This window comes from Johnsonella ignava ATCC 51276, assembly GCF_000235445.1.
GTDB classification, from domain to species: Bacteria; Bacillota; Clostridia; order Lachnospirales; family Lachnospiraceae; genus Johnsonella; species Johnsonella ignava.
Window position 1 is genome coordinate 149,309 of record NZ_JH378832.1, and the last position, 20,392, is coordinate 169,700.

Consider the following 20,392-nt stretch of genomic DNA (forward strand, 5'->3'; position numbering starts at 1 on the left):
GTCATAGAATTATAAATTTTTTACAATTATATGGTTCGCATGCTGAAATTTTGCCAATATAAAATTTATTTTATTAGAAATATAGCTGCAAAATATCTAAATGCCATAATATCATTTAATATAATTAAAATCCGGCAAGATCATATTTTATTTAAATGCAGTGCATAGGCACATATTCCTGCCACTGTCTTACCGTCGGATATTTTCCCCTTATATATAAGACTGAGTAAATCGGAAAGCTCCCATTCTTCAATATTTATAAACTCATCCTCATCAAGCTTTTGCCGGCTTTTTTTTAAATTTTTTGCTATAAAAATATCTATTTCTTCATCACAAAAAGCAACAGTAGTATTTACCTTTATAAGAAATTCAAGATCCTCAGGTGAATCCACTTTCATACCGGTTTCTTCCTCAAGCTCTCTAAAAGCACAAAATCTTTTTTCCTCATGTGGACTGTCAAGCTTTCCTGCAGGAAGTTCAAGTGTATATCTGTCAAGTGCATTTCTATACTGTCTGACCATAATTATCCTGCCTTTATCAGTTACAGGAACAACAGCGGCTGCACCGTCATGGTGTATATAATCCCATACCGCCTTATGTGAACCCGTCTCCATATAATCTTTATACACCTTAATTACAGTTCCCTCATAAGCAAGTTCCCTCTTAGTACGCTTTATTTGCCCAAGAGGCTTTGTTTCAGGTACACGACTGAGCCCTGTTTCCTTTGACACTTTTTGACACGTCGGTCCCGGCTTATCTTTATCCATAAACAACCCCCAAAATATTTTTTACCCTGTAATATAGTTCAATATCATATAGTTCCATTTTCTCAGATTTTACATCGTTTCTTAGATTTTACCTTACGTTGTAAACCCTTAGTTCTAGCTGTATAATTACCACTGCCTTACCACTGCCGGAGCAGGGACTCTCAGCTGCCGGAAATACATCAGAAAATAAATACACAACATAAACAGGGGGGCATAAAAGCCCCCCTGCCGCAATTAGCATTTCATCTCGAGATTAAAATATCTTTATTAACCGGTAAAACTGTAGACTATTCGTTTCTATAAGCACCTACAAGCTTCTGACCCTTGATAACAAGATTTATATCATTACCGTCTTTCTTGGTTCCGCTTGCAAGAGCACCTGAGGTTGTAACAACCACAATATTCATATTCTGATATGCTGGAGCAAGGTGATCTTTTGAGCCGGTTGTCTTAAGCTCGCCATTCTTATACACCTTAACAGACTCATCAACTAAGTAAGTAGAATTAAGTTCTTCTTCCACTCTATCGCCGGCACCTATTACATAAGCCTTATACTTATCATCACTGTCAGCTTTAATCTTGCGACCGTTTATGAAATAGCCCTTATCTTTCTTACCGTCTAAGCCCTTACCTTTATTTCCGCCTGAAGAAATGAACTTAAACTGATAAGCTTCTCCGTCAACTGTAACATTTACATTACCTGACTTAAGAGAACCGTCTTTATCTTCTTCACCGAAGTAGTAAACACCATCTTTTCCGGTTCCTCTGACAGCACCTATCTTGGTATACCTATCTACTTTAGTTGTATCATCAAGCTCTTCAACACTTGCTATATCATTACCGTTAAATGTAAGGTATACAAGACCGCCAATCATCTCGCCCTGCTCATTAAATGCATACTTCTTTCCGTTTATGCTCTTGATAGCATTGTGATAAAGACCGCCCTTACCGTCTGCATAATACCAGTGAACTACACCATCACCGTCATCTGAATCTTCTTCATTGAGGTATTTGCTAGGTGTAACTCTGAACCATGCCTTTGTATATCTAGCTCCGTCTTCCTTGCTTCTGAAGTTTTTAAACTTACCGGTCTGACCTGCAGTAGCCTTTGTAGCAACTAAACCTGTTTCTGAGGTTACCCACTCACTGAGCATCTTTCCGCTCTCATTGAAAGAATATTTCTTTCCGTTTATAGTCTTCTCATAGATGCCTGTTGTGTTTTCGCCTCTCTTATACTTCTTTCCGTTTGAACCGAAGTAGAACCAGTAATCCTGATCAGGCTCATCTTCCTCATTATCAACTACATGGATAAGTCCCCATGCATTGTGCTGCTGAGCACCGTCATCAGGCTGTCCAAGATAGTAATCAGCCTCTTTCCAGCCCTCATCATCAGTTACTCTCTCAGATGACTCGTTTACCCATCCGAAAAGCATCCTACCGTCAGCATCAAAAGCATATTTCTTGCCGTTGATTGTCTTAAATGACGTCTTTGATGACTCTGAGTTTGCCTTATAAGCCTTACCGTTGTTCTGGAAGTAATACCATACTGTCGGCGGTGCATCCTCGCTGTCATCATTTGAGTTATCTACCTCAACCCAACGATTTGTTACCATAACTCCGTTTGCATCAACGTAGAAAAGGCTTCCGTTATCGTCTACGATAGCGTCTGTAAGCATATTTCCGTTGTCATCAAGGTAGAACCACTTGTCTCCTGATTTAGCCCACTGCTGTGTAACTTTCTCGCCATATTTATTATAATACACCCATGAACCGTTTTCTTCCTGCCAGCCTGTAGCTGCGAAAGAAGTCATGGCTGCACCTACAGCAAGAAGTGCCGCTGCTGAAAATACAGCTGCAATTTTTGTCTGTTTCCTCATAATCAATGCGTCTCCTTTTTCTTTCATTTGAGTTTTTTAAAACTGAAATTCTAATTGCGTCGGAGGCTATAATACTACTTAATGATATTTTTTTCAATCATTTTTTATACTTCATATTTTAATAAAGGTATGAAGATTCTATGTAGTACAGCTCTCAACTACGTGCATAGTATATCCCAATATTTTAAAAAATACTATATATTTTCTATATAAAATTCCTTACGAAAATATTACGATTGAATCTACACATATTCCGAATGTATTTAAAACCGTATACAGCCGCTTTTACATTACCTCACCAGAAAAATTCAGGTGGGTTTCTTCCTTTTTATTTCAAGTCTTGTGATTTATGTTCAATACCATAAATGTTTAATCTTTTATATCTGCAGTTATATACTTACACCGGTTAAACTATAAAACTCTTGCATTATCTTCATAAATAAAATAGAATACAAGGTAAACATTGTTTAATAAAATGCTATAAGGGGACTTTTATGAACAGAACGGCATATATATGCAGGGAATATCTTGAAAATCCCTGTATTACACAAAGAGGACTCGCTGCAAAACTTTCACTCTCACTCGGCAGCATAAATAAAGAAGTTTTGGCAGCCGTTAATAAGAATTATCTTATCAGATGCGAAAACACCTGTAAAATCACTGAAAGCGGTCTTGAATTTCTTAAGGAATTTAAGGTTGACTGTGCTGTAATCGCTGCGGCAGGTTTCGGCTCCAGATTTGTTCCGCTTACCTATGACACCCCAAAAGGACTTCTTAAAGTCTTTGGTGAACCTATGATTGAAAGACAGATAAAACAGCTGCATGAAGCCGGCATATATGACATCACCATAGTAGTAGGCTATTTAAAAGAAAAATTTGACTACCTGCAGGATAAGTATAATGTAAAGCTGCTTTTTAATCCCGAGTATACAACAAAAAATACACTTGCCACAGTATGGCATGCCAGAGAGCTTTTTTATGGCAAAAACACCTATCTGCTGGCTTCAGATAACTGGCTTAAAGAAAATATGTACCACGCTTATGAGCCCGGAGCCTGGTATGCATGCTCTTATACTGACCTTGAAACAGGAGAATGGTGTCTTGGAATAGATAAAAAAGGTTATATAGAACATGTAAGCATAGGGGGAAATTCTTCCTATTTTATGTACGGTCCTGCCTATCTGAGCCGAGAATTTTCAGAGGTATTTATACCTGAGCTTGAACGCTACTATAAAAAAGCTGAAACCAATGATTTTTACTGGGAACAGGTGGTATATGATATGATAAATTATCCTAAGGAGTTCAGCCGCAGACTGCCGCCTTTTTTTGCAAATAAACAGCCGGACGGACAGACTTATGAATTTGAAAACCTTGAGGAGCTCAGACATTTTGATGTCTCATATCGGACAAACAGCGATAACAAGGCACTTTCCGTTATATCTGAGGTTTTTAATGTATCTGAAAACAATATTAAAGAAATAAGATGTCTTAAAGCAGGCATGACCAATAATTCATTTCTGTTTTCAATAGAAGGCATACATTATATATGCCGTATACCGGGAGCGGGAACTGAAGCGCTTATAAACAGAAGTGAGGAGTATGACTCATATCAGGCTGTAAAACCGCTTAATATCTCAGATGATGTAATTTACATAGACAGCAAAAGCGGATATAAAATTTCAAAATATTACGAGAACTCAAAAAATGCGGATGCCTCAGATAATGCCGATATGGAAAAATGTATGGAGGTTTTAAGAAAATTACATCAATCGGGAGTAAAGGTAAATCATTCATTTAATATTTCCGATAAAATAGAATATTATGAAAAGCTCTGCTACGGCACAGGAGACATGATATTTGAGGATTACATGGAAGTAAAAGCTAATATGCTTAAGATAACCTCAAAACTTAATACACTTAATCGTACATCCGTATTGGCACATGTAGATGCCATAGCCGATAATTTTATATTTCTACCTGAAACCGCACTTCCTAAACTTATAGACTGGGAATATGCAGGTATGGCTGATCCCCTGATCGATATAGCCATGTGCTGTATATATTCATATTACAGCCAAAAACAAAGCGACAGGCTTCTTGAGATGTACCTGGGCAGAAAACCGGTATCAGAGGAAATATATATACTTTATTCATATATGGCACTCGGAGGCTTTTTATGGAGTATCTGGACAGTCTATAAAACAAAGCAGGGAGATTTTTTCGGAGAATACTCTCTTAAAATGTATAGATATGCAAAAGATTATTATGCAATACTTAAACAGAATTTATTTGTAGAATAATAAATATCCCGTAAATTCATATATGACGGTGCAGTTTCGTATTAATTTCGTAATAATTTTTTATAATCTCTGTACTTTTATTACATCTTATAGAATGATATAATAGTATTCCTTAATAAAAAATACTTTGCCGGCAACTCCGGCATAAATATAAACAAATCAGGAGGGTACACTTCATGAAATTAAAAACTAAACTGTTTATGGCAGGGATAGCTGCCGCAGGCATGCTGATCTTTGCGGCGGATAATGTATCCTATGCAGCAAACGGCTGGCAGACCTCAGGCAACAGCTGGATATACATAGACAATGACGGCAGTAAACACAAAGGCTGGATAAAAACCACAGACGGCTACTACTATATGGATCTTGCATCAGGCCTTATGAGTACCGGCTGGAAAAAAATTAACAATAAATGGTACTTTTTTAAATCAAACGGTCTAATGAATGTGGGCTGGCTTAAAGAAAATAACAAATGGTACTACAGTCTTGATAACGGAACCCTGGTACAGGGAAGCTGGCTGCGTATAGAAAACAATTATTATTATATGCGTGGAGGCGGCGAGATGGCTACCGGATGGAGGCAGATTGACAAGCACTGGTATTACTTTAAAGCTGACGGAAGATGTGCTTTCGGCTGGCTTAAACTGGGGGATAACTGGTATTACCTTGCTTCTGACGGAAAGATGCTTTCAGGCTGGCAGCAGATTTCAAATTCATATTACTACCTTGATGCAAAGGGTGTTTTAAGGACAGGCTGGCTAAATGACGGTACAAATAAATATTATATGGAACCCAAAGATGAAAAACATCTCGGAAAGATGACATATAACTGGAAGCAAATAGACGGATACTGGTATTTCTTTAATGCAAGCGGTCATATGCAAAAAGGCTGGGTAAAAGCGAACAATAAATACTATTACCTGAATACGGACGGCAAGATGGTCGTGGGTCAATCCCTAAATATAGACGGATATATCTACACATTTGATGCAAAAGGAATCGCAGATACTGTAAATGTAGGCAATGCACAGGTATATAATGCCTCATCGGCACCCGGCGAATCAAATAACAACTATGGTACATCTGCAAAGAGCAGCAGCCAGAGCAACGACCCTAACGCTCCGTCATCGTCATCATCAGGCTCTGCACAAAACCCCGGTTCAGACCAAAATTCCGGTTCAAACCAAAGCCCTGACTCATCATCAAAAAGTTCATCCTCTTCAAGTACAGGAAACGGTCTTCAGGCAGGGCAAACAGGTGGTCCTCAATAAAATATCAAAACAGTACAATTTTTATAAATGTAATTGAATATTAAAATAATATTAACATTTTTTTAATCAAGACTTGATTAAATTACATCATTATGATAAAGTCTGTTTATTACTTTCTTTAATTATTATTTCAGGAGATCGATATTTTATATTATGAAAAAGCTACCGTTATGTACTGAATCAGATAAAACAGGAGTTTCTATCGGAGCAAAACACTCCTGCGGAAACTCTAAATCATGGGCAGAATATACTGACAGAAACGCCGGATCCGTAAACAAAAAAAGGTATTTCGGACTTAAATCGGCTGTATTTTCAGCCCTTACAGCAGCTTTTACATTTACATGGGCTTTATATCCACACACTGATGTATCTGCAAAACAGTGGGGTATGCAAAGTCCCGGAGTTTACAAGCTTATCGACGGGTCGACTTTAAACGGTGTTGTTGCAAGAGGTATAGATGTATCACACTGGCAGGGAAAAATTGACTGGAAAGCAGTAGCGGCAGATGATGTTAAATTTGTAATGCTTGGAACAAGAAGCCAGGGCAGACCTGATCCCACATTTGACTATAACGCTTCTTCAGCCCATAAGGAGGGAATAGCACTCGGTGCGTATATATATTCCTATGCCACAAATACAAAACAGGCTGAAGCCGAAGCAGATCTTGTGCTTAATCTTATAAAGGACTATCCTATATCCTACCCTGTAGCATTTGATGCAGAGGATGAAGCAACTCTTGGAAAGCTTCCTAAATCACAGATTACCGCTATCATACTTACATTTACAAACAAAATCAGGGCTGCAGGCTATTATCCTATAATATATGCCAATGATTACTGGATAGCAAATAAACTGGATTTAGATGCACTTGCAGGTATAGATATATGGGTTGCAAGGTATAATAAAAGACATGCATATTCAAAACCCGTTATGTGGCAGGCAACTGAAACAGGCAGTGTAAATGGAATAAAAGGCAATGTAGATATAGATTTCCAGTATAAGGATTTTTCTTCAGTAATACCAAAGGACACTACCAGAACAATCGCAGGCAAAACCTATTATTACAGAGACTATGTTCTGCAAAAAGATACTCTTATAACTGATGAAAAAGGTCAGAAAATCTATATTGATAAAAACGGCAATGCGATTACAGGCTGGTCGGTTGTAGACGGCAAAAAGTTTTACTACGATCCTTCCACCGGTAAAACCGTTACTTCATGGTTTAAGGTTGGCGATACATGGTATTTCTTTGATAAGGACGGTGTTCTTCAAACAGGTTGGCTTAATAAGGATAAGCTATGGTACCTGCTTTCCTCCGACAACGGTTCTATGCAGACAGGATGGGTAAAAGATAATAATATATATTATTATTTCGATGCATCCGGCGTTATGCAGACAGGATGGGTTTTACACGACTCACAGTGGTACTATCTCAACTCTTCCGGAGCTATGCAGACAGGTTATATAGTGGTAAACGACAACCGATACTACCTTGATACTGACGGGCATATGCTGAAAAATACAAATATAGTCCATGAAGGTTCAATCTTTGTAATTGATGAAAACGGAGTTATGGGACCTCCGATAGGTACCTCACAAAGTCCTGAGGGTACTAAGATATCCTCAAAAAATATTGACAAATCAAAGTCAGTTGATATGGTTTATGAACAGCGCATAGAAAGTTCAGCCGCTTTTGAGGCTGCTACCGAGACAAGTCCTGCCCAAACAAAGGCTGCACATAAATCTAAAAATAAAAAAGGGAGCAAAAAGTCTAAAAACAAGGATACGGTTACTGATGACGAAAATTGCCCTGACGGTTGTACAAATGCAAATGTAGATACTAAATCACCCGGACAGCCGTAATATTAAAAAGCTTTTCACCCAGGTTATAAACCTCTACATTTTTAAACAAAACAGTCCTGAGGACTTAATCCTAATAAAGTAAAAAATAACTCCTATTCCGAAAATATCCGGTTTAGGAGTTATTTAAATTTAATCTGGAAGTCATTTAAACTCAGAAGCTTTTTAAGGTCAGGAGCTTTTTATAACCTTTTAAATTATCATTTCCTTAAAACCTTATAAACCACGTTCCTAAAGGTTGCGGGTATGAGGCATATCACCGAGCTTAAAAAGCTCCCCCCTATAAATTCAAACAAATTAGTGTAACCTATACTTAGCTGGAAAAATCTAAGCCTTAAATACTGCATAAAATACTTAATCCCTCCACGCCTTTTTGAAAAATCCAGACTGTTTCCAAGCCTTGCGTATATAAGTACCGTTTTAGTGTTTGCAATTTTAAAACCGCCTGCAAGCAGCCTGCACCACAGATGATAATCTTCAAGTCCCGGAAAATGTATATATCCGCCGACTTTTAAAATATCAGCTCTTCTAAACATAACACTCATATGATTAAGCGGATTTCTGAACCTGCCATATCTGTACAGCTGTTCATATGTTGCAGGCATCCTCTTAGTCCTGAGAATATGACCTTCATCAATAAATTCCGAAATATCACTTCCCAGTGCAGATATATCTTTATGTTTAAGCAGAAACTCTCTTTGTATTTTAAACCTTTCAAAAAGTGATATATCATCACTGTCCATCCTTGCGACAAATTCATATGAACAGGCACGAAGCCCTGCGGCAAGTGCGATACCAAGCCCCCGGTTTTTTTTTAACGGGACGATATTAACATTTTCAAAAGAAGCGGCAAAATCCGAAACGGCATCATCAAGCTCCTTTTTTAGTGCCCCGTCTTTAACTATAATCACCTCATCAGGTATATAACTTTGTTTTTTTATACTCTTAAGTGCAGTATTTAAGTTGGATACGGTTTCACCGTCATATACCGACATCAGCACCGAAACTTTGCCGTCATTCATATAAACCCTGTTTTATAAGTGATTTTATCGATTTTACAACATATTCTATATCTTCTTTATAAGTAACCCCGAACCACTTATCGGAGGTTCTTACAACAGCCACCTTAGCTTTATTTTCATGCACAAGCCTGCTTACCACATCAGGCAGGAGATATTCAGATTTAATATCGGTCTTAGAAAGATTTTCAAGAAACAGATTAAAATTTTCATTTAAAATTTCAAAAATCTCAGGTGTAAATCCCCACATATTCATAGAAACATAGCTGTTTATATCGACCTCTTTCTCAACTCCCAGCCTGTCCTTCGCCTTTATAATGCCATCGCAGAGTCTGACATCAAAGCTTTCATCAACCTCATACATAAATCCGTCCTTTATACTGCATATACCACGTGTAACGCCGCCATTTTCGCTTAATGTATTTACAAGCTCAAAACCTGCCATACATATCCTTATAAATCCCGGATTATCACCGGGTTTTCCATCTTTTTTTTCTTTTAAATCCATATTGGCGGTAATATAATCGTGCATCTTAAAAAATGATTCTCTGCCGTAATAATCATCGGCATTTATTACCATAAAAGGTTCCTGTATATAATTAGAAGCACAGAGCACTGCATGACCGGTGCCCCAAGGCTTACTTCTGTCCTCCCATACACCCTTATATTTTTGCGGCAGCATATCAAGCTCCTGAAAAGCGTATTCCACTTCAATCTTTTTTTCTATACGCTTTCCTATTACATTTCTAAAATCCTCATACAGATCTTTTCTGATTATAAAAACAACCTTATCAAATCCTGCTTTTATAGCATCATAGATTGAATAATCCATTATAATCTCACCGTCAGGTCCTACAGGTTCAAGCTGTTTTATACCTTTCCCAAAACGACTTCCAATACCTGCAGCCATAACTGTCAGACATGTTTTCATACTATCCCTCCATTTAAATAAATTTAAACAGTGTACCCGCAAAACATAAAATATATAATTGCATTTTAAATCATACCGGCTGAAATAAATAAAATATACAGCAGCACCTGTTTATCATTATACTACTCTGCCTTTATACATTTTATCAAAATACCCGATATACTCACCGTTTATTATATTTTTCCACCATGCTTCATTATTAAGATACCATTCAACGGTTTTTACTATACCTGTATCAAAATCATATTTTGGTTTCCAACCCAGCTGCTTTTCCATTTTAGTCGGATCTATGGCATATCTCATATCATGTCCCGGACGGTCGGCTACAAATCTTATAAGTTCTTCAGGCTTATTTAAAACCTTAAGCACAGTCTTTACAACATCAAGATTTGTTCTTTCATTATGCCCGCCTATATTATAAACCTCACCCTCTCTGCCTTTTTTTAATATAAGGTCTATGGCATGACAATGATCTTCAACATAGAGCCAGTCCCTTACATTTTCCCCCTTACCGTATACAGGCAGTTCCTCATCGTTCAGTGCTCTGCTTATAATCAAAGGTATAAGCTTCTCAGGAAAATGATACGGTCCGTAGTTGTTTGAACATCTTGATACAGTAACCGGCAGCTTATAGGTTCTGTGATAAGCAAGTACAAACATATCGGCTGCCGCCTTTGCCGCCGAGTAAGGACTTGAAGCATTAAGAGGAGTTTCTTCTGTAAAAAACAGATCGGGCCTGTTAAGAGGAAGATCACCATATACTTCATCTGTAGATACCTGATGGTAACGCTTTATACCATAGGTTCTGCATGCATCAAGCAGAGTAGTTGTACCTACAACATTGGTTCTTACAAAAATCTCAGGATCTTCTATTGATCTGTCAACATGGCTTTCAGCCGCAAAGTTTACTATAATATCGGGTTTTAACTCATCAAAAAGCTCAAATATAAATTTCCTGTCGGCTATATCACCTTTTATAAATTTATAGTTGGTGCAATTTTCAACCGATTTCAGGGTTTCAAGATTCCCGGCATAGGTTAAAAGATCAAGGTTTATTATCATATCCTGAGGATATTTATTTACCATATACTGTACAAAATTTCCTCCTATAAATCCGGCACCGCCTGTAACAACTATATTCATAAATGATTTTGTCCTTTTTATTTTATTATTTATATATGACATAAAAACATATGTAAAGATCTAAACGGGTATATTATTTTAAAGACTGCTTCCGTCTATATACTTACCCTCAAGCAGTGCTTTCAGATATTCACCATACTGGTTTTTAATATACTCCTTATATGCCTGCTCCACCTGAGCTCTGTCTATCCAGCCGTTTAAATATGCTATCTCCTCAAGACAGGCAATTTTTCTGTGCTGGTGTGTCTCAATAGTATACACAAAATTGGTCGCTTCGACAAGTGAAGCATGTGTACCTGTATCAAGCCACGTAAAGCCCTGTGAAAGCAGCTTTACATCAAGCATGCCTTTTTCAAGATAAATCCTGTTAAGATCCGTGATCTCAAGTTCTCCACGTTTTGACGGCTTAAGTGCTTTTGCATATTTTACAACATCATTGTCATAAAAATACAAGCCTGTAACACAGTAGTTGCTTTTAGGTTTTTTGGGCTTTTCTTCAATAGATACGGCTCTGCCGTTCTTATCAAACTCCACTATGCCGAACCTTTCAGGATCGGATACATAATATCCGAATACGGTAGCTCCTTTTTCCTTTGAAGCGGCATCAAGCAGCTTTTCCTTTAATCCATTTCCATGAAATATATTATCTCCAAGTATCATGGCAACTCTGTCGCTGCCTATAAACTCACTTCCTATTATAAATGCCTGTGCCAGACCGTCCGGATGCGGCTGAACTTCGTATGACAGCTCAAGCCCGAACTGTTTTCCGTCTCCAAAGAGTTCCTTAAATCTGGGAGTATCCTCAGGGGTTGATATTATAAGTATTTCCCTTATACCTGCACTCATAAGAACAGACATAGGATAATAAATCATAGGTTTATCATAAACCGGCAGCAGCTGCTTTGAAGTAACCTTTGTAAGCGGATACAGTCTAGTACCGCTGCCTCCTGCAAGTATTATTCCTTTCATTTATAAATAACTAACCCTTTCATTAATTCTTTTATATATTTTTTATATAATATTCTGATACAAATTAATACCTTAATTTTTTAAAATACTTTCTGCAAGCTCAAGTGCCGCTGCCACAACCTTATCCATATCATAATATCTGTACTGTGCCAACCTGCCTCCAAAATAAACCTTATCCTGTGCTTTTGAAAGCTTTTCATACTCATGGTACAAGGCATTATTTTTATCATCATTTACCGGATAATAAGGCTCTATCCCCTCTTTCCATTCACACGGGTATTCTCTTGATATTACAGTACGCAAAGTATTTGCATATTCAAAGTGCTTATGCTCTATTATCCTTGTATAAGGCACATTTTCATCGGTATAATTTACAACTGCGCAGCCCTGAAAATTATCAGTATCAAGAATCTCATTTTCAAATCTCAGGCTCCTATATTCAAGCATACCCAGCTTAAAATCAAAAAATTCATCTATCATACCTGTATAAATCACCTTATCAACTTCATCGGAATGCAGTCCCATAAATTCCCTATATGCAGTATTTAACTTAACTTCGGTTTTTTCAAGCAGCTTTTCTATAATAGCTGTATAACCTCCAACAGGTATACCCTGATACGGGTCATTAAAGTAGTTGTTGTCATAGGTAAATCTAAGCGGCAGTCTTTTTATTATAAAAGCCGGAAGTTCCCTGCAATCCCTGCCCCACTGTTTTTTTGTATATCCCTTTATAAGCTTCTCATACACATCGGTTCCCACAAGCGAAAGTGCCTGTTCCTCAAGATTTGCAGGTGTTTTTATATCAAGCCCTTTTATCTGAGCGGATATTATATCATAGGCTTCTTTAGGTGTTTTTATATTCCACAGTTTGCTGAATGTATTCATGTTAAAGGGAAGATTGTACAGCTCATCCTTATATATCGCCACAGGAGAGTTTATATAGTGATTAAACTGCGCAAACCGGTTTATATAATCCCATACTTTTTTATCAGAAGTATGAAATATATGTGCACCGTACTGATGCACATTTATGCCCTCAATATTCTTTGTATAGATATTTCCGCCTATATGAGACCTCTTTTCAACAACCAGACATCTTTTACCCGCCTTTGTCGCCTCATTTGCAAATACTGCACCGAAAAGCCCTGCACCGGCTATCAGAAAATCATATTTCATGCCTGCCTCCATATACTTAAATTTATTTTATATTAAATCTTGTTTCAAGGTCCTGCATCTTGCCGTAAACCTCTTCCTTAAGTGCCGCACTGTCTGCATGTGCTGCCGTAATAGCACCTGATTCTATACCCTCGGTGGATTCCTTTAAAAAAAGTACCTTTGGTGTCATAATTATAAGCTTTAAATCAAGAAATATACTGTAATTTCTTATATAGGTTAAATCAAGTTTCAGTTTATCATAGGGCGTGGTGTTATACTTACCGTATATCTGTGCATAACCTGTAAGCCCCGCTTTCATTTTAAGCCTGTAAGCAAATTCCGGCATTTCTTTTTCATACTCTGCCGCAATCTCAGGTCTTTCAGGTCTGGGTCCCACAAGACTCATCTCTCCATGTAATATATTTATAAGCTGAGGAAGCTCATCAAGCCTTGTAGCCCTTAGTATTCTGCCGACTTTTGTAATTCTTTCATCACCCTTGTCTGAAAGCCTTGCAATCCCGTCTTTTTCCGCATCTTCACGCATGGTTCTGAATTTAAGTATGTCAAAAATCCTGCCGCCCTTTGTAAGCCTTTTCTGTCTGTAAAATATACTTCCGCCGTCTTCCAGTTTTATGCATGCCGAAATAAGTATAAATAGCGGCAGTGTACATATACACATAATACTTCCTATTAAAATGTCAAGCGCTCTTTTTACAATCTCCTGATCTATCTGAGGTCCCAGATTTCTTGAAAGTATAAGTGTGGTATCAAACAGATTAAGCTCCTCAGAGCTTCTTATAAGTATATCGCTTATCTTAGGTGCCATGTATGTTCTTACACCGTCCGCAAAGCAACGCTTAAGTATAAGATTTCTTTCATGAGAAGGAATATCACCTATTATAACTCCCTCATAATCAGGCACGATCTTCATAATCCTGTCTATTCCCTTGTCTATATTTACCGCTCCGCCTATTACATATTTGTCATCTCTTGAATTGATCTTTTCAAGTATATGAAATACAGGTTTTTCACCATATATTACCAACAGACTCCTTGGAGGAAAAAGTATCGAATAGATCCACTGAAACACGAAAACCCAGATAATTATAGCAAGTATATCCGCTCCGGTAAGCATAAGAAACATTGAAGGATTATGAAATTTCTTATCAATAAGGGCAAGCTGAAAATAGGCTATAACATTTACAAAAACTATTGACAGTATATTTGAATAAATAAGGTTCCCTCTCTTTAAATAACCGATCCTCAGACCTCCATAGGTTCTCAGAAAAAAAATAAGCCAAACCGCATACATAACTAATATAAGCCAGTTTCCACGCCGCCAGTACGGAAACCGTATTATTTTGTTGAAATGCCTTGTCCATATTACCCCATACATAAATATCTCTATAAATAATATTACAGCGGCAGAGCTGAATTTTACAACTCTTTTATAGCGTTCTCGTTTATTCATCTCTTTCTCCATATAAGATATCTTTTAAGCATGTCGGCAGTAAAATCCGATGTTTTCAGGCTTTCTTTCTGTGCCTTGCCTTTGTATTTCCGGACTTTTTCCCGGGCTTTACCTTGCCGCTTTCAGAACCTTTTTCAGGATTGCCCTCGCCGCTTTCAGAGTTTTTATCAGACCCGGGTTCACTACTCTCAGAACCTTTTTCAGACTTTATTTCACCGCTCTCAAACCCGGCAGTTTGGTCATCAGACTTTTTTCCATTGCCCTGACTTTGTGCTTTAACATCCTTATCAGACTTAGTCTCATATATTTGAGAACTTTTTACATCCTTAGTATCACTGCTTTGTGCAGTTTTAAATTTAACATCCTTAAGCATACCTGCCGACATTGTCATAAACCCCCACACTATACATGAGGTTATAGGTACATATAAATTTACTGTCGCCTGTGCCGCATAGCATATTATAAGAAATGCCGCCGCTACAAGATGTACGCCCTGTTCCTCCTTCACAAGACCTTTAGCCCAAGCCTTTATACATAAGTATGCAGTTCCTAAAGTCATGATTATATAAGATAAAACTCCAAACGGTCCTATTGTAAATAAAAACTGTATATACTCATTATGTGCATTATCAAAATACTGTCTTGTTCTAACTACCATATCTTCATATCTGAGTGCTTTCATATAAATACCGAAAGTTTCAGGTCCTGTGCCGAATATCTTCTGTACAGGCGGCAGCTTCAGATATTCTTCAATAGCCACTCTCCATATATATCCCCTGTTTGTACCCCAGTTGTCATTAAATATAAGATAGTTTTTAACCGAACCGAATTTATTTACAGCATCAGGATCTGTATTTGCTTTATAAAAAAGGTATATCACGCAGCCTGTTACAATTACTAAAAATGCCAGCCAAATCTGTCTTAAAATAACAGGCAGCTTCTTATCATATGCTGAGGTTTTATAATCAATCACACATATAACTAAAGCGGCTGCACATAAAAACAGCACGACAAAATTCATATATTTAAATTCCGCTATATATTGATAAATTCCGTCAATGCCTATAACAGTATCTGCATAACTTTTATTCAGAACCCCTATTATTTTTATAACCGAAAAATATGTTGCAAGAGTTATAATATAACGCCTGAACCCTCTTCTATTTCTCCATGCAACAAAAGGCAGAATACCGAAAAAGGCTGCAAGTGTGAGATAACCGTTATCCGATTTTCCCATAGCAAGCGCCATAAATCCTACCGCCATACATATATAGTAAAACAGCAGTCTGCCTATACTCACTTTCCCTTCAGTCCTGTCAAAATCTGCCGGGCTTAGCATAAACAAAGTTCCTGAAACCGCTATAAACTGACCTACATATGTGGTATAGGTATTTATATTACCTATGGTTGATGTAAAGTTATTTCTGTCTATAGGTTCTATATCAACTTTAAACCTTAGTATATCCATATTAAAATAATCGGTTATGCCGAAAATGCATATAAAAAGCCCTGCACTTAAAAATGCCGTTATTATATGTCTGCTGAATTTTATATGCTTTTTAAGCATAAAATACATTATCACATACATACTCATCAAAAGCAGTCCGTTATATCTGCCTTCATTGCCCATAAATGACTGGAGTACATATCTATCTGAAGTCAGTGTTGATATAGTATACACAGCTATAAAGACAAGCATCGCTTTTTCAGCAAAATTTGCAGACTTAACAAAATTGACAACATTGGTAAAATTCAGATTCTTAATACTTTTTATTATATAACTTACAAGGCTCGGCAAGTCGTCAAATTCATGTTTTTTATTATTATCACTTAAAAAAGTATATGCCGTGAATAAAAAAAATGTAAGACAGTGTGCTCCAATTAAAAAATGATATTTAAAAGGCAGTATATCATAATAGTAATTATGGAATACAAGAGGCACAAAAACTATAACTGCAATAAGCCACATGCCGGCCACCCATCTTTTAAATGATACAGCCGGTTTCTCATACATATTTTTTCTCTTTTTGTATCTTGACATAAAACCCCCGTCAATCTGATTTATTATTATACATTCTACCATATTTTGCCTTTTAGAGGCATATATTCAACAAAATTTAATTTTCTCATAAGAAATCATGCTTATATATGCATAGATTTGCTATAAGCATGATTCAAAAATTTTCACATTATTATGCTTTTTGATTTTTGTAATAATTTTTTATAATACTAATTATAATAGTTTTTTATTATAATTTTTCCTTTATAACTTTTTCTACAAATTCCTCATTGCTTGCCGTTCTTGTAAAAAGGTCAAGTATCTTCTCAATCGCATCTTCAGGCCTGAGTGAACTGGTAGCCTTTCTTATTATATCTACAGCCTCCTGTTCCTGGGCTGTAAGAAGCAGATCATCCCTTCTGGTTCCGCTCTTTAATATATCTATGGCAGGAAAAAGTCTTTTTTCAGAAAGCTTTCGGTCAAGTACAAGCTCCATGTTTCCGGTACCTTTAAATTCCTCATAAACAACATCATCCATACGGCTTCCCGTGTCTACAAGTGCAGTAGCGAGTATTGTAAGACTTCCTCCCTCACGCATATTTCGTGCTGCACCGAAAAATCTTTTAGGCATATGAAGTGCTGCAGGATCAAGTCCTCCTGAAAGTGTCCTGCCGCTTGGTGTAACAGTAAGATTATATGCTCTTGCAAGCCTTGTTATCGAATCAAGCAGTATAAGTACATCTCTGCCATGCTCAACAAGCCTTTTTGCCCGTTCAATTACCATCTCTGAAACTCTTTTATGCCTCTCCGGAAGCTCATCAAATGTTGAATGTATTACCTCAACCTGCGAACCTATTATGGCTTCTTTTATGTCCGTAACTTCCTCAGGTCTTTCATCTATAAGAAGGATTATTATATGCGTATCAGGCTCATTTTTAAGAACAGCCTTTGCAACCTCTTTAAGAAGTGTAGTTTTTCCTGCCTTTGGAGGTGATACAATCATACCTCTTTGTCCCTTTCCTATCGGTGAAAGCAGATCCATAACCCTCATAGCGGTATAGGATTTTTCTCTTGCAGCGGTTACGGATTCAAGCCTTATCCTCTTATCCGGGAAAATCGGTGTAAGATCCTCAAAATTCGGTCTTTTTTCTACTTTATCAATAGCATAACCATTTACACTTGATACATATAAAAGTGCTGCAAATTTTTCAGTAGGTGATTTTACTCTCTGTGAGCCGCTTATTATATCGCCCGTTTTAAGTTTAAATCTTTTTATCTGAGACGGTGCAACATAAATGTCATTTTCTCCCGGAAGAAAATTTTCACATCTTATAAATCCGAAGCCGTCAGGCATTACCTCAAGTATTCCCTCCGATTTTATACCTGAATCAAGCTCCTTTATATTTACATGTGCCCTGTCTGCAGATGATGAAGTACCGGTTATGCCGCCATCCTGCGGCGAGATACGTCTTTCAAAATTTTTGTTAAATTTAATGGTTTTATCGCCCGTTCCTTCATAGGAAAATGCAGGTTTTTTTCTATAATTGGGATTATAGGACGTGTCATACCTTTCCTGTGCAGTTTCAATTTTTTCTGCTTTTAACTGTTTTTCATTTTCTTCTCTTTGAAGCTGCTCAGACTGCTGTTCCTCCTTTTCCTTTTCAGCCTCCATACGCACTGCATGTTCACATAAAAGCTCTATAAGCTCAGCTTTTTTAAGGGTACTTGACCCCTTTATCTTTTCTTCCTTTGCTATCTCTTTTAACTGTATTAACGATAATGTGCTGAGTTTTTCTTTCATGATTTCAATAGATCGATTAAACATTTTATCCCTCTTCTTTCATATTTTTCATAATTTCAATAATATTATTTTCATACCCGTTATTTGAAGGCTTATAGAATTTAGAATTTTTCATTCCTTCAGGTAAGTATTGCTGATTTACATAATTATTTTTATAATCATGCGGATATTTATATCCCTCACCTCTGCCAAGCTGCTTTGCACCTTGATAATGCCCGTCTCTTAGATGGGACGGAACCTCAAGACCTAAGGTGGAACCAAGTGCCGTGTGTGCATCTGAAATTGCTTTGACAATGGAATTACTTTTAGGAGCACATGCTGTATAGATTGCGGCATGTGCAAGTATTATAGCCGCTTCCGGCATACCTATCCTTTCAACTGCAAGTGCTGCACTGACTGCGGTCTGCAGTGCAACAGGATCTGCATTTCCCACATCCTCGCTTGCACATATCATAATTCTCCTTGCTATGAACTTTATATCCTCTCCTGCATATAACATTCTTGCCAGATAGTATACGGCTGCATCCGGATCCGAGCCACGCATGCTCTTTATAAATGCAGATATCGTATCGTAATGGTTATCACCTGATTTGTCATAATTGATCTTTTTCTTTTGTATACATTCAGAAGCCGTATCCGCATCTATCCTGATCACACCGCTTTCATCCATATCGGTAGTCAATATACCTGTTTCAAGTGCGTTAAGTGCAGCTCTTGCATCTCCGGCTGCCGCTTCTGCCAAAAACTCAATAGCCTCATCATCTATCTTAACATTGTATTTTCCCATACCTTTTTTATCGTCCGACACCGCCCTCTTAAGCAGTTTTACTATATCTTCTTTATTTAGGGGTTTAAGCTCAAAAACAACAGATCTTGAGATAAGGGCGGGATTAACTTCAAAATATGGATTTTCAGTAGTAGCCCCTATAAGTGTGATTGTGCCGTCCTCTACAAACGGCAGCAGATAATCTTGCTGTGATTTATTAAAACGGTGTATTTCATCAATAAATAATATGGTCTTTTTCTTGTACATACCGAGTGCCTCCCCGGCTTCCTTCACCACTTCTTCCATTTCCTTTTTACCGGCACCGGCTGCATTTATCTGTCTGAAAATAGAATTTGATGTATTTGCTATGACTTTAGCTATTGTTGTCTTTCCGGTACCCGGCGGTCCATAGAATATCACCGAGCTTAATCTGTCTGATTTTATAGCCCTGTATAACAGTTTGTTTTTAGCAAGAATATGCTTCTGACCTGCCACTTCATCAAGTGTATCGGGTCTCATCCTTACTGCTAGCGGAGCAGTATTGTTTTGATTTTTTTCTTTTAGGTAGTCAAATAGATCCATTATGTTCCAAAATATCCTTTATTATATAAAAGAACAGCACTATAAGGGAGCCGGCTCCCACAAGATACGCAGCAGATTCTGCGATAAAGGATTCAGCAAACAGTTACGCAAAGGAATTCCTAGAAAAGGTCTCCTACATATATCCCTGACAGACAGAAGATTTTGCGAGAGGCTGTTTTTACTGTATTTTTAACTTTTAATATATTGCTGTATTTTAAATATTAATATATTGCCGTATATGCAATCCTACTATTTTCTATTTTTATATTCTATATTTCATATCTTTATTAATTATATCGATTATATGCTGTATATGCAATTGATTATATATCTGTGAACACAGTATATACATATCAATGATCTATATTTTTAGCTGATTAGATACCGAATGTCATCATTAAATTATGACCGGTTTTTAAACAGAACTCTGATGAAGCCTGTTTTATCGAACTGACTCCGTACCTCATACGTTTTTTATTAC

At 37.2% G+C, this 20,392-nt stretch carries 14 protein-coding genes; 3 read left to right on the forward strand and 11 right to left on the reverse strand.

Annotation, left to right across the window (positions count from 1 at the left end; all coding sequences use genetic code 11):
- Positions 1 to 140: 140 nt before the first annotated feature.
- On the reverse strand, positions 141 to 767 hold the full coding sequence (locus tag HMPREF9333_RS06545; RefSeq protein ID WP_005540765.1) for an NUDIX hydrolase: 627 nt from the start codon (positions 765 to 767) through the stop codon (positions 141 to 143).
- 287 nt (positions 768 to 1,054) lie between these two features.
- A complete protein-coding gene (locus HMPREF9333_RS06550) occupies positions 1,055 to 2,644 on the reverse strand; it encodes a hypothetical protein (protein WP_005540767.1) in 1,590 nt (529 codons plus the stop codon).
- A 494-nt stretch (positions 2,645 to 3,138) separates the two neighbouring features.
- Here HMPREF9333_RS06550 and HMPREF9333_RS06555 point away from each other — a divergent pair, with 494 nt between their 5' ends.
- The 3 genes from HMPREF9333_RS06555 (at position 3,139) to HMPREF9333_RS06565 (ending at position 8,078) form a co-directional block, all read left to right on the forward strand.
- Positions 3,139 to 4,944 carry a sugar phosphate nucleotidyltransferase gene (locus tag HMPREF9333_RS06555; protein ID WP_005540768.1) on the forward strand — a complete coding sequence of 602 codons (1,806 nt, stop codon included), beginning with the start codon at positions 3,139 to 3,141 and terminating at the stop codon, positions 4,942 to 4,944.
- A gap of 176 nt (positions 4,945 to 5,120) precedes the next feature.
- On the forward strand, positions 5,121 to 6,215 hold the full coding sequence (locus tag HMPREF9333_RS06560; RefSeq protein WP_005540774.1) for a cell wall-binding protein: 1,095 nt from the start codon (positions 5,121 to 5,123) through the stop codon (positions 6,213 to 6,215).
- Positions 6,216 to 6,368: 153 nt separating this feature from the next.
- A complete protein-coding gene (locus HMPREF9333_RS06565) occupies positions 6,369 to 8,078 on the forward strand; it encodes a glycoside hydrolase family 25 protein (RefSeq protein ID WP_005540776.1) in 1,710 nt (569 codons plus the stop codon).
- A 197-nt stretch (positions 8,079 to 8,275) separates the two neighbouring features.
- Here HMPREF9333_RS06565 and HMPREF9333_RS06570 read toward each other — a convergent pair whose 3' ends face one another.
- The 9 genes from HMPREF9333_RS06570 to HMPREF9333_RS06610 form a co-directional block, all read right to left on the reverse strand.
- Entirely contained in the window at positions 8,276 to 9,097 is an 822-nt protein-coding gene (locus tag HMPREF9333_RS06570; RefSeq protein WP_005540777.1) for a glycosyltransferase, read from the reverse strand.
- Entirely contained in the window at positions 9,090 to 10,025 is a 936-nt protein-coding gene (locus HMPREF9333_RS06575; protein WP_040882461.1) for a sugar phosphate nucleotidyltransferase, read from the reverse strand. The genes HMPREF9333_RS06570 and HMPREF9333_RS06575 overlap by 8 nt, the downstream gene beginning before the upstream one ends.
- Positions 10,026 to 10,142: 117 nt before the next feature.
- Positions 10,143 to 11,168 (reverse strand): dTDP-glucose 4,6-dehydratase, encoded by a 1,026-nt coding sequence (gene rfbB / locus HMPREF9333_RS06580; protein WP_040882462.1) that lies wholly within the window; start codon positions 11,166 to 11,168, stop codon positions 10,143 to 10,145.
- A 78-nt stretch (positions 11,169 to 11,246) separates the two neighbouring features.
- Entirely contained in the window at positions 11,247 to 12,137 is an 891-nt protein-coding gene (gene rfbA, locus HMPREF9333_RS06585; protein WP_005540780.1) for a glucose-1-phosphate thymidylyltransferase RfbA, read from the reverse strand.
- Positions 12,138 to 12,209: 72 nt separating this feature from the next.
- Positions 12,210 to 13,313 carry a UDP-galactopyranose mutase gene (glf, locus tag HMPREF9333_RS06590; protein ID WP_005540781.1) on the reverse strand — a complete coding sequence of 368 codons (1,104 nt, stop codon included), beginning with the start codon at positions 13,311 to 13,313 and terminating at the stop codon, positions 12,210 to 12,212.
- Between the two features lie 22 nt (positions 13,314 to 13,335).
- Positions 13,336 to 14,763, reverse strand: a complete 1,428-nt coding sequence (locus tag HMPREF9333_RS06595; protein WP_005540783.1) for an exopolysaccharide biosynthesis polyprenyl glycosylphosphotransferase — start codon at positions 14,761 to 14,763, stop codon at positions 13,336 to 13,338.
- A 55-nt stretch (positions 14,764 to 14,818) separates the two neighbouring features.
- Positions 14,819 to 16,846: an O-antigen ligase family protein gene (locus HMPREF9333_RS06600; RefSeq protein ID WP_005540785.1), complete on the reverse strand. Its 2,028-nt coding sequence runs from the start codon at positions 16,844 to 16,846 to the stop codon at positions 14,819 to 14,821.
- A 166-nt stretch (positions 16,847 to 17,012) separates the two neighbouring features.
- Entirely contained in the window at positions 17,013 to 18,563 is a 1,551-nt protein-coding gene (gene rho / locus HMPREF9333_RS06605) for a transcription termination factor Rho (RefSeq protein WP_005540786.1), read from the reverse strand.
- Between the two features lie 25 nt (positions 18,564 to 18,588).
- A complete protein-coding gene (locus HMPREF9333_RS06610; RefSeq protein WP_005540788.1) occupies positions 18,589 to 19,911 on the reverse strand; it encodes a replication-associated recombination protein A in 1,323 nt (440 codons plus the stop codon).
- Positions 19,912 to 20,392: the final 481 nt, after the last annotated feature.

Bases quoted from the DNA above. Each gene is read 5' to 3' on its own strand.
- HMPREF9333_RS06560 (WP_005540774.1), top strand. From the start codon at position 5,121: ATGAAATTAAAAACTAAACTGTTTATGGCAGGGATAGCTGCCGCAGGC.
- HMPREF9333_RS06570 (WP_005540777.1), bottom strand. From the start codon at position 9,097: ATGAATGACGGCAAAGTTTCGGTGCTGATGTCGGTATATGACGGTGAA.
- HMPREF9333_RS06545 (WP_005540765.1), bottom strand. From the start codon at position 767: ATGGATAAAGATAAGCCGGGACCGACGTGTCAAAAAGTGTCAAAGGAA.
- glf (WP_005540781.1), bottom strand. From the start codon at position 13,313: ATGAAATATGATTTTCTGATAGCCGGTGCAGGGCTTTTCGGTGCAGTA.
- HMPREF9333_RS06595 (WP_005540783.1), bottom strand. From the start codon at position 14,763: ATGAATAAACGAGAACGCTATAAAAGAGTTGTAAAATTCAGCTCTGCC.
- HMPREF9333_RS06575 (WP_040882461.1), bottom strand. From the start codon at position 10,025: ATGAAAACATGTCTGACAGTTATGGCTGCAGGTATTGGAAGTCGTTTT.
- rfbA (WP_005540780.1), bottom strand. From the start codon at position 12,137: ATGAAAGGAATAATACTTGCAGGAGGCAGCGGTACTAGACTGTATCCG.
- HMPREF9333_RS06555 (WP_005540768.1), top strand. From the start codon at position 3,139: ATGAACAGAACGGCATATATATGCAGGGAATATCTTGAAAATCCCTGT.
- HMPREF9333_RS06600 (WP_005540785.1), bottom strand. From the start codon at position 16,846: ATGGTAGAATGTATAATAATAAATCAGATTGACGGGGGTTTTATGTCA.
- HMPREF9333_RS06565 (WP_005540776.1), top strand. From the start codon at position 6,369: ATGAAAAAGCTACCGTTATGTACTGAATCAGATAAAACAGGAGTTTCT.
- HMPREF9333_RS06610 (WP_005540788.1), bottom strand. From the start codon at position 19,911: ATGGATCTATTTGACTACCTAAAAGAAAAAAATCAAAACAATACTGCT.
- rho (WP_005540786.1), bottom strand. From the start codon at position 18,563: ATGAAAGAAAAACTCAGCACATTATCGTTAATACAGTTAAAAGAGATA.
- HMPREF9333_RS06550 (WP_005540767.1), bottom strand. From the start codon at position 2,644: ATGAGGAAACAGACAAAAATTGCAGCTGTATTTTCAGCAGCGGCACTT.
- rfbB (WP_040882462.1), bottom strand. From the start codon at position 11,168: ATGAATATAGTTGTTACAGGCGGTGCCGGATTTATAGGAGGAAATTTT.